At 33.9% G+C, this 9,729-nt stretch carries 12 protein-coding genes (1 of these 12 cut by a window edge); 10 read left to right on the top strand and 2 right to left on the bottom strand.

All coding sequences use genetic code 11. The features are described from left to right. Window positions 1-19: 19 nt before the first annotated feature. The 8 genes from HND39_09265 to HND39_09300 all read left to right on the top strand — a co-directional run bounded on the left by HND39_09265 (window position 20) and on the right by HND39_09300 (window position 5,659). Window positions 20-745, top strand: a complete 726-nt coding sequence (locus HND39_09265) for a uracil-DNA glycosylase (GenBank protein QKJ96457.1) — start codon at window positions 20-22, stop codon at window positions 743-745. 117 nt (window positions 746-862) lie between these two features. Then, a complete protein-coding gene (locus tag HND39_09270; protein QKJ96458.1) occupies window positions 863-1,135 on the top strand; it encodes a GIY-YIG nuclease family protein in 273 nt (90 codons plus the stop codon). A 77-nt stretch (window positions 1,136-1,212) separates the two neighbouring features. Further along, a complete protein-coding gene (crcB, locus tag HND39_09275; GenBank protein QKJ96459.1) occupies window positions 1,213-1,596 on the top strand; it encodes a fluoride efflux transporter CrcB in 384 nt (127 codons plus the stop codon). A gap of 2 nt (window positions 1,597-1,598) precedes the next feature. Further along, a complete protein-coding gene (locus HND39_09280; GenBank protein ID QKJ96460.1) occupies window positions 1,599-1,949 on the top strand; it encodes a DUF190 domain-containing protein in 351 nt (116 codons plus the stop codon). Then, entirely contained in the window at window positions 1,950-2,276 is a 327-nt protein-coding gene (locus HND39_09285; protein QKJ96461.1) for a hypothetical protein, read from the top strand. Between the two features lie 224 nt (window positions 2,277-2,500). Then, entirely contained in the window at window positions 2,501-3,193 is a 693-nt protein-coding gene (locus tag HND39_09290; GenBank protein QKJ96462.1) for a DUF1003 domain-containing protein, read from the top strand. Window positions 3,194-3,335: 142 nt separating this feature from the next. Then, entirely contained in the window at window positions 3,336-4,772 is a 1,437-nt protein-coding gene (gene dnaB, locus HND39_09295) for a replicative DNA helicase (GenBank protein ID QKJ96463.1), read from the top strand. 32 nt (window positions 4,773-4,804) lie between these two features. Beyond that, entirely contained in the window at window positions 4,805-5,659 is an 855-nt protein-coding gene (locus HND39_09300; protein QKJ96464.1) for a DUF1460 domain-containing protein, read from the top strand. On the opposite strand, the gene HND39_09305 is transcribed toward HND39_09300, so the two are convergent. Continuing rightward, entirely contained in the window at window positions 5,656-7,482 is a 1,827-nt protein-coding gene (locus tag HND39_09305) for a chloride channel protein (protein QKJ97951.1), read from the bottom strand. The genes HND39_09300 and HND39_09305 overlap by 4 nt on opposite strands. A gap of 110 nt (window positions 7,483-7,592) precedes the next feature. Then, the gene (locus tag HND39_09310) at window positions 7,593-8,474 is read right to left on the bottom strand and encodes an SDR family oxidoreductase (GenBank protein QKJ96465.1); all 882 of its coding nucleotides are present in this window, start codon (window positions 8,472-8,474) and stop codon (window positions 7,593-7,595) included. A 130-nt stretch (window positions 8,475-8,604) separates the two neighbouring features. Between HND39_09310 and HND39_09315 the strand changes: the two genes are divergently transcribed. Beyond that, window positions 8,605-9,336, top strand: coding sequence for a hypothetical protein (locus HND39_09315; GenBank protein ID QKJ96466.1), 732 nt, complete (start codon window positions 8,605-8,607; stop codon window positions 9,334-9,336). A gap of 1 nt (window position 9,337) precedes the next feature. Continuing rightward, window positions 9,338-9,729 carry the start of a dTDP-glucose 4,6-dehydratase gene (rfbB, locus tag HND39_09320; GenBank protein ID QKJ96467.1) on the top strand. The gene runs 628 nt beyond the window's last position, so only the first 392 of its 1,020 coding nucleotides appear in the window; its start codon is at window positions 9,338-9,340; the stop codon falls past the right edge of the window.

Consider the following 9,729-nt stretch of genomic DNA (forward strand, 5'->3'; position numbering starts at 1 on the left):
TCGTAAATCTTTATCATTGATGAATAAACCAACTAAACAAGAAATAATTAAAACATTAAATCTTCAGAAAGAAATTTTCGGAGATGAATTATTTATCCCGAAAAATAAAATGAAAGTATCAGTTGTTAAGGAACCGGAAACTTTATTTGGAGAAACGAAATTGTTCAATGCTGAAAAAGAAGATTGGGAAAAATCAACTTCACTCGATCAACTTGAAAAACTTATTTGTAATTGCACAAAATGCAGACTTCATAAAGGCAGAAATAAATTTGTATTCGGATCCGGTAATCCGAATGCAGATGTTTTAGTTATCGGTGAAGGACCTGGGGCAGAAGAGGATAAGCAGGGATTACCATTTGTTGGAAGAGCCGGACAACTTTTAACTGATATGCTGAAGGCAATAAAGTTCTCCCGAGAAGAAGTATATATTGGAAACATTGTCAAGTGTCGTCCACCAGAAAACCGAACACCGATGCAGGATGAAATGGATACTTGTCTGCCATACTTAAAAAAACAAGTCGAGTTGATAAAACCAAAATTGATTCTCTGTTTGGGTCTAACGGCTGCAAAAGGGTTGTTAAACAAAAGAGAATCACTTGGTGAATTGAGAAAAAGTATTTTTGATTACGAAGGCGCAAAAGTGATCGTTACATATCATCCTGCTGCATTGCTCAGAAATCCTCACTGGAAAAAAGATTGCTGGGAAGATTTGAAGAAGTTCAGGAAAATGTATGACGCCCCGTGAGATAAATTTTTAAGAAAGACTATAACTAATTTGAAATTTATATATATGTTAAAATTTTTAAAGTGAATTTGCATCTATCTCACGGGGTGAGATTTGTAAGTACCAAAGAATATAAAGATGAAACACTTTTATATATATGTTTTACAATCTGAAAAAGATAAAAAGTTTTATACTGGCTACACACACAATATAAACAAGAGATTTGAACAGCATAATTCAGGTATGGTTGATTCAACTAAAAATAGGAGACCATTCAAATTAATCTATTGGGAAGGAAGTTTGAACAAGTGGGATGCGATTAATCGAGAAAAGTATTTAAAGTCTGCCTGGGGTAAACGTTATTTGAAAAATAGGCTTAAGAATTATTTAACTCATGAGATAAAATTATAGATTAAATAATTTGGTGGTGTGGTAATGGAAATCATTTTAAATAAGAAATATCAAATTAACAATATCGCTCTGGTATAATGAAACTTTATATCATCGTTGCTTTTGGTTCTGGAATTGGGGGAATGCTGAGATATTATATCTCAGATTTAGTTCAGAAGAATTTTAATTCATTATTCCCATACGGAACTCTAACAGTAAATGTTATTGGAAGTTTTATAATTGGATTTGTTTTATTCTATTTTGATTCATTAAAAATTATTTCAGCCGAAATGAGATTATTTCTTACAGTCGGAATTTGTGGAGGTCTCACCACATTTTCCACTTTCTCTTATGAAACTATAAAATTAATTCAGGATTCAGAATATCTCTTAGCCAGTGCAAATATTCTCCTAAATATTATGCTTACATTACTTGCAGTTCTATTAGCTGCTGTTATATCAAAACTTTTTATTGGAGCTTAAAAATGCATATCGAAGCTGATGCAAAATTATTGCGAATTTTTGTTGGTGAATCTGATTTAATAAATCACATTCCTGTTTATGAAAAGATTGTTCTTGAGGCTCGTGAAGCAGGTTTAGCAGGTGCAACCGTCACTAAAGGAGTTATGGGATTTGGCGCTTCGAGCAGGATACATACTTCCAAAGTGCTGAGACTTTCTGAAGATCTACCATTGGTAATTGAAATAGTCGATGAACAAAAAAAGATTGAAGAATTCATTCCTGCTTTGAATAAAATATTTGAAGAAGCGAACTCGGGTGGGATGATTACGATTGAGAAAGCCAGCATTATTAAGTATACAGTTTCGAATAAATAAATGACTGGACACATTGATGCGATGGAACTTAAAATTCAGCAAATAGAAATCAATTCGAAATTTATCAATGATATTGTTGAGGTAAGAAGATTAAGAGCAATTTTATTTTTTGAACTCTCCACATCTGCTGCTTTTATAATACAATCATTCTGGCCAATAAATTTATATATTATCATTGGTGCAGCAATCTTATTTACTCCTTATTTGCTTTATGTTCTGATTAAAGAAAGAAAATACGGTTGGATAATAATGTTCTTTCTTTTGGTATTATTACCGTATCCTGTACTTTATTTGATAATTGGAGATTATATTTTACTTCCCGGTTGAATGCTTCTTCCAATAATTTCATTTTATTTTTATTGTTTCATTATCAAGTTTTCAGTGGAAGATTGGCTCAGAGAATACAGTTGGGAACAGCAACTTCTCCAGCAAAGGAAATAGGAAGAAGAGCGAAAAAATGAAGGCTTTATATAAATTTTTAGGATTACGCTTCTTTGTTCAATTTTAATGATGAATAAAATATTAATTAAAAATTTATTTGGAGAAACGATATGTCAAAAACATATCAATGTCAGATTTGCAATAAAACCAAAAATAAAAATGAGGTTATTCCTGCTGCGGTAATCAGACCGGCACTTTCAAAATTAATTAAACAAGTACATCCTAACTTTAATGATTCAGGCTATATCTGTTTAGATGATCTCAATATTTTCAGGAATAAATACATCCAGCAATTACTTGAAGATGAAAAAGGTGAATTAACAGAGCTTGAAGAGACAGTCATTCAAAGTTTAAAAGACCACGAAGTATTATCTCGCAACGTAGAAGTTGAATATGAAGAAAAATTGAAATTTGGAGAACGTCTTGCGGATAAAGTAGCTGCTTATGGAGGAAGCTGGAAATTTATTATTTCATTTGCAATAATTTTAGCGATCTGGATAATTATAAATTCCGCTGTTTTATTATTTAAATCTTTCGATCCTTATCCATTTATTTTGTTGAATCTTGTTTTATCCTGTCTTGCAGCGATTCAGGCACCGATAATTATGATGAGCCAGAATCGTCAGGAAGCTAAAGATAGAATAAGATCACAGCACGATTATCAGATAAATCTGAAAGCTGAGGTTGAGATAAGAAATTTACACCAGAAAATAGATCATTTATTAACTCATCAGTGGGAGAGATTAGTTCAGATTCAACAAGTGCAGCTTGAAATGATGGAAGAATTGAAATCGCGGAAATAGTTAAATCGAACAGCTTATTCAAAAAAGATTAAAAAATAATTATCAATCAATTGCTTCTTTAAAAACTATTTACGAATTTCCGAGTGAAATTAAAATCTACTTAAAAACTTATCCGGCAACTGCCGGATATTTTTTCCACAGAATGGCAAAAACTAGAAAAACAAATAATAACGGAAACGGATTTAATAATTCAAAATCCGGCGATGTAAAACCACCATCAGCTCCTGAGATTGAAGCATCAGTACTTGGCGCGATGATGATTGAAAAAGAAGCAGTCCCAAAAGCGCTAGAAATGCTTTCACCAGAAAGTTTTTATGCTAAAGCTCATCGTATAATTTTTGAGGCGATGATTTCCCTTTTTGATTCCGATGAGCCAATCGATACTGTTACTCTTTACGAAGAACTGAAGAAACGAGGTAATCTCGAAGAAGCAGGTGGAGCAGTTTATCTCAGCAAACTATCGCAGAATATTCCTTCCGCAGCAAATATTGAATATCACGCAAAGATCATTCTTGAAAAACAAATTTTAAGAGGATTGATAACAAGTGCTCACGAAATTGCAAAAAATGCTTATGAAGGTTCTGCTGATGCTTTTGATATTCTTGATGATGCTGAACGAAGAATATTTGATATAACTGAAAGTCATCTCACAAAATCTTACCAGGGAATGGATAGAGCTGTAAGAGAAGCTATGGAATATATCGAAACCATTCACTCATCTACTCAGCAAAGATTTTCTGTGCCGACGGGTTTTTACGAACTTGATGAAATACTTGGCGGATTGCAAAAATCAGATCTAATAATTCTTGCTGCACGACCTTCGATTGGGAAAACAGCTTTGGCTTTGTCGATTGCAAGGAATGCTGCGATTGATCATAAAGTTCCGGTTGGGATTTTTAGTCTTGAAATGGCAACAATGCAATTAATTATCAGGATGATTTGTGCTGAAGCAAGAATAAATGCTCATCTTGTAAGAACAGGAAAACTTCCGCACTCAGAAGGTCCAAAGCTGAGCAAAACTGTACACAAGTTAACAGATGCACCTATTTATGTTGACGATACTCCTTCTTCAACTGTTCTTGAAATCAGAGCAAAAGCGAGAAGACTTAAATCTGAAAAAGGAATTGGACTGATCATTATTGATTATTTGCAGTTGATGACCGGACCGGCAAATGCTGAAACACGCGAAAGAGAAATTTCACATATTTCGCGCTCACTAAAAGCTTTGGCAAAAGAATTGAACATTCCGGTAATGGCACTCGCTCAGTTGAATAGAGCGGTTGAATCAAGATCTGATAAAAGACCACAACTTTCTGATTTGAGAGAATCTGGTTCAATTGAACAGGATGCTGATGTTGTTATGTTTCTGAATCGTCCGGAATATTATGGAATAGAAAAAGATGAAAACGGTGAATCTCTTGAAGGAGTTGCTGAAGTGATAGTCGGAAAGCAAAGAAATGGTCCGACCGGAATGGTTAAACTTGCTTTTGTTAAAGAGTATGCACGATTTGAGAATCTTGCTCACGCCCGTCAACTTGAAGAATTTGCCTCAATGCCCGCTGATGAAGATATCATCTGATTAATTAACAATTTACAATTAAGAATTAAAAATTGGTTCGAACTATATTTACATTTCTTCTCGTCATTTTTTCAATATCGTTTTCTTATTCACAACTTTTTTCTGAAGTTGATGTTGAAAAATGTGATTCAATATTTCAAATATCAGTTGATAAAAATCTTTCACAGAAACCTATTAATGAAGTTCTGGTTGAAATCGGGAAAAGTTTTATCGGAACAGAATATCTTGCTCACGGATTAGAAACAGATGGCGATGAGCAATTAGTTATTAATCTTTTGGGGCTCGACTGCACAACATTTGTTGAAAATGTATTAGCACTTTCCAGATGTGTTAAAGAAAAGCAAACATCTTTTGAAGATTATTCAGAAGAATTACAATTCATTCGCTACAGAGATGGAATAATTAATGGCTATCCTTCAAGATTGCATTATTTTTCTGATTGGATTTACAATAATGTTTCAAAAGGTATCGTTGAGGATATTACTGAACAGATTGTTGGAAAAGCAATTCAGTTTAAATTAAATTTTATGTCAACTCATCCTGAAAGCTATAAACAGTTGAATGAAAATCCTGATTTAATTCCTCAAATAAAAATTCAGGAAGAAGAAATTAGTTCAAGAATTTATTACTACATTCCAAAAGATGAAGTTGAATTAAAAGAAAAGTTTATTAATGAAGGCGATATTATTGCAATTACTACAACAGTTGAAGGTTTGGACATCGGTCATTTAGGTATTGCGGTGAAAATGGACGACGAAAGAATTCATTTGCTGCATGCACCAACTGTTAATACTAAAGTACACATCACAAAAGAACCGCTTTCCGATTATCTTATGAAATATAAAAGACATTCGGGTGTGATTGTATTGAAACCTCTGGAACCTTAGACCTTATCTTTTTTCAATTTGAAAAATTTCCCAAGTTTTGGATAAGGAATTGTCAAACTTCTTTCAACTTCTCTGCTTTCAATTATAGCTTGCTTGCGTGCTTTCAAAATATCATTTCTGGAAAGTATTCCAACAAGTTTCAATTCTGTAAAATTATTAACAAGCGGGATTGAATATACACCCGATTCAGCCATCAACTCAGCCGCTTCTCTGATACTGTTATCCCCAAGAAGAACAGTAAGCGGTTTAGTAATCAGGTTCTTTATTAATGTGTTTTCTTCTTCGTCTGGATTCATAATTTCTTCTCTTGTAACCACCCCTTTCACCATATTATTTGTACTTACTACTGGAAAAGTATGATGTTTTATTTTATCACTATTAGCTGACATCCAGTTCCTGATTTTGTAAAGAGGTTCATTTTCTTCGACCGTAATTACATTGCCGGTTGCAAACTTGTTAACCGATAACTGATCAAGATAATCAGCAATATATTCTGAAGGAACCTTCACACCTCTTTTTGCAATTTTTTCTGTCATTATTGTTTGTTTCATGAACAGAATCGAAATCAAATATGACGCACTACAACTTGCAAGTAAAGGTAAAATGGCAGATGGCTGAAGAGTTGTTTCAAATACAAATACAATTGAAGTAAAAATTGCTCTTGAAGAACCTGCAAAAATTGCTGCCATTCCGGCAAGTGCAGCCATCTTTGGATCTATGTCAAGATTTGGAAATAATAATAAAGCCAATGTTGAAATTGATGCGCCTAATCCTCCGCCAATTGTAAACAGCGGTGCAAGTGTTCCGCCGGAAGTACCGCTGCCAAGAGCAATTGTCCAGGAAATAAATTTAGCAATAAATAATATCACAAGAATTTGCCCGGTTACTTTTTGATCAAGAATATTTTCAATATTGTCATATCCAACACCGAGTGTAGCCGGAACGAAAAATCCGATAACGCCAACAGCAATTCCTCCAATTGCAGGCCACCACATCCAGTGAATAGGAATTTTCTCGAACCAGTGTTCAACTTTATAAACAGATTTTGTAATCAATATTGCTGCGATACCAAGTATAATTCCCAATCCGAAGTAAGAAATAATTGAAGCACCTGTTGGTGCTTGCAGATTTTCAATAAAAAACATTGGCTTGAATTCAGTAAAAAGTAAGTGTGTGCCGATTGCTGAAAGAGCAGAGAGAGTTACAGGAAGAAATGAAGCAGGCTTGAATTCAAATAATAATAATTCCATTGCTAAGAGTATTGCGGATAACGGACTTCCGAAAGTCGCGGTCATCCCTGCTGCAGCGCCACAAGCAAGAAGTATTTTTCTTTCCTGCGATGTCATAGAAAAAAATTGTGCAATCATCGATCCCATTGCACCACCGGTTGCAATGATTGGTCCTTCGGCTCCAAACGGTCCACCAGTTCCAATTGCGACTGCTGCTGATAATGGTTTGAGCAATGTTAGTTTGGGAGGAATTTTGCTTTTGTTTGTCAATACCTGTTCCATTGCTTCAGGAATTCCATGACCCCTGATTGCAGTCGAACCATACTTTGCCATAATTCCAACTATTAATCCCCCGATAACAGGAACTATAATAACGAACAGCCCAAGTTGGTTATATTTTGGTGAAGCAAAGTCAAAAGAAAATGTTCCATAAAAAGCAAGATTGGTAATTAAGCCGATTAGTGCTGTAAGGATTTGTGCGATCAAAGCTCCAATTATTCCAAGTATTATAGCAACAACAGATATCATCATTGATCTGTTGGTAAAATAGGATAATGGACTATGCACTTTTGATGAAGCCAGTGAGGGCTGCATTGAAGGTGCAACGAAAATAAATTTTTTATCTTCTGAGGGCAATTTGTAACCGAAGTATGTTTTGAATTCCTTAAAGGTATTGCTTTTTGAGCAATTAATCTATGTTAAAATTATTTTGTGATTATTTCATTAATATTTTCCTCAATTGATCGAGGTTTTAAATTTAATGAAATCAACTTATCAATATTCAAAGAAACATCTTCAACTTTAGGAAAGTTCGGAATTTCATCCATCATAATTTTTTGCAGAAGGTTTTTATCGAGTCCGGCTAAGTCGCAAAGCATTTGTCCTATTTCAAATCTTGAAACTCTTTCAGTCCCACCTAAATTTATAGTTTCATTTATTAAATCCATTTTTACCAATTGTGCTATTATTAACGAAGCATCTGTGAGCGATATTGGAGTTCGAAGCTGATCTGTAAAAAGTTTAACGGGTTTCCTGTTTTTTAAGTCCACGTACATATTTTGAAAATGGCATTTAGAATGATTCAGTCCAAAACCATACAACAATGCAGTTCTTAAAATCAAATAGTTGTCCGTTGATTCTTTTACCTTCATTTCACCAACAAGCTTTGTCTCAGCGTATAAACTTGCGGGAATTAATTTTGCATCTTCCTTAAGAAAAGAACCTCTGTAGCCGGCGTAAACAAGATCGGTGGATATGTAAATCATTTTTGATTCATACTTCTCACACAGAATGGCGATGTTTTTTGTTGCGTTAACATTTGTGTCAAAATATTCTTTGGAAGTTTGATTTTCTTTCTGGACAGGGTTAGTGATTGCAGCAGAGTGTATAACAATATCCGGTTTAACATTTTCAAATAATTCTTTTAGTTCATCTTCATTTAATATATCAACAACCGAGAATGGAAAGTCCTTACAATTTCCCGGATTATTTTTAAATGTTGTGTGCAATTTACATTGGTTTGAAATAGTGAGATTAAGGAATTGACCGAGCAAACCACTTCCCCCGGTAATTAAAACTTTTTTCATTTGTTATACCGAATTTGTGACTTATTAAAAGACCAGACGATTAATAAATTTGTTAATAATTTTGAGAGCTATCATTCTTTGGATTTCCTAAAGCCCTTTGGTAAATTTATAAATTATTTAATGGAATTATATGTATAGAAAAATATTATTTGCCAGTCTTTTCCTTACAACTTCTTTCAGCTATGGTCAATCCGGACAGTTTTTTGATGCTCCTTTTGGTGGTGGAATTGGATATGTTCCTGCTTGGTACATCCCTAATATTAATCCGGTAAACGATCAGTTAAAACAAATTGGAATGGCGGAACTTTCAACTAGCGGATTTTATTCATCAGGAATTGCCGGATATCTTTACATTGGTTTTGTTAAAAATCTGAGAGTGGGAGGAATGGGTTATGGTGGTTCTAAATCAACATCAGAAACTGTCAATAATATAAACAGAGAAGTGGTTTATAGTTTGGGAGGTGGAGGAGTAACAGTTGAATACACACTCCCTTTCATAAAAGATATTGGGATTTCAGTTGGAACTGTAATTGGTGCAGGAAATTTAGAGATAGATGTGTACAGGAGTTCAGGTGAATTTTCATGGGCAGGGACCTGGGAAGAACTTTCTGATCCAAATTTTAATTCAAATAGTTACAATCAAAAATTAATGAACAGTTATTGGATGTTCACTCCAACAATAAATCTGGATTATCCTGTTTACAGATTTGTATCATTAAGACTTGGTGCAGGTTATCAAATAACATTCGCAGATGATTGGACGGCGAATAATGATCAAAGTGTTTCAGGAATTCCATCTGATTTAAACAGCAATTCATTTTTTATCCAGTCAGGAATATTTATAGGATTCTTTTCTTTTTAATATGAAGAATATCTTAGTTACCGGTGGTGCAGGATTTATAGGCAGCAATTTCATTAATCACATCTTAAAAAATCGCAGCGATATTTTTATAGTCAATCTCGATAAGCTTACCTATGCCGGTAATCTTAATAATTTAAAAGATGTTGAAAATCATCAGAACTATTTTTTTGTTAAAGGTGATATAGTAAATGATGAACTGGTTAACTACCTTTTTCAGAAATATGAGATCACTCATGTAATAAACTTTGCTGCAGAATCGCATGTGGATAGAAGTATCCTTGGCTCAGAAGTTTTTTTCAGAACAAATGTACTTGGTACAAATGTTCTGCTTGAAAATGCAAAAAGATTTGGCGTAGAAAAGTTTGTCCAAATTTCAACTGATGAAGTATATGG

It is taken from the genome of Ignavibacteriota bacterium, assembly GCA_013285405.1.
Lineage (GTDB): Bacteria > Bacteroidota > Ignavibacteria > Ignavibacteriales > Ignavibacteriaceae > IGN2.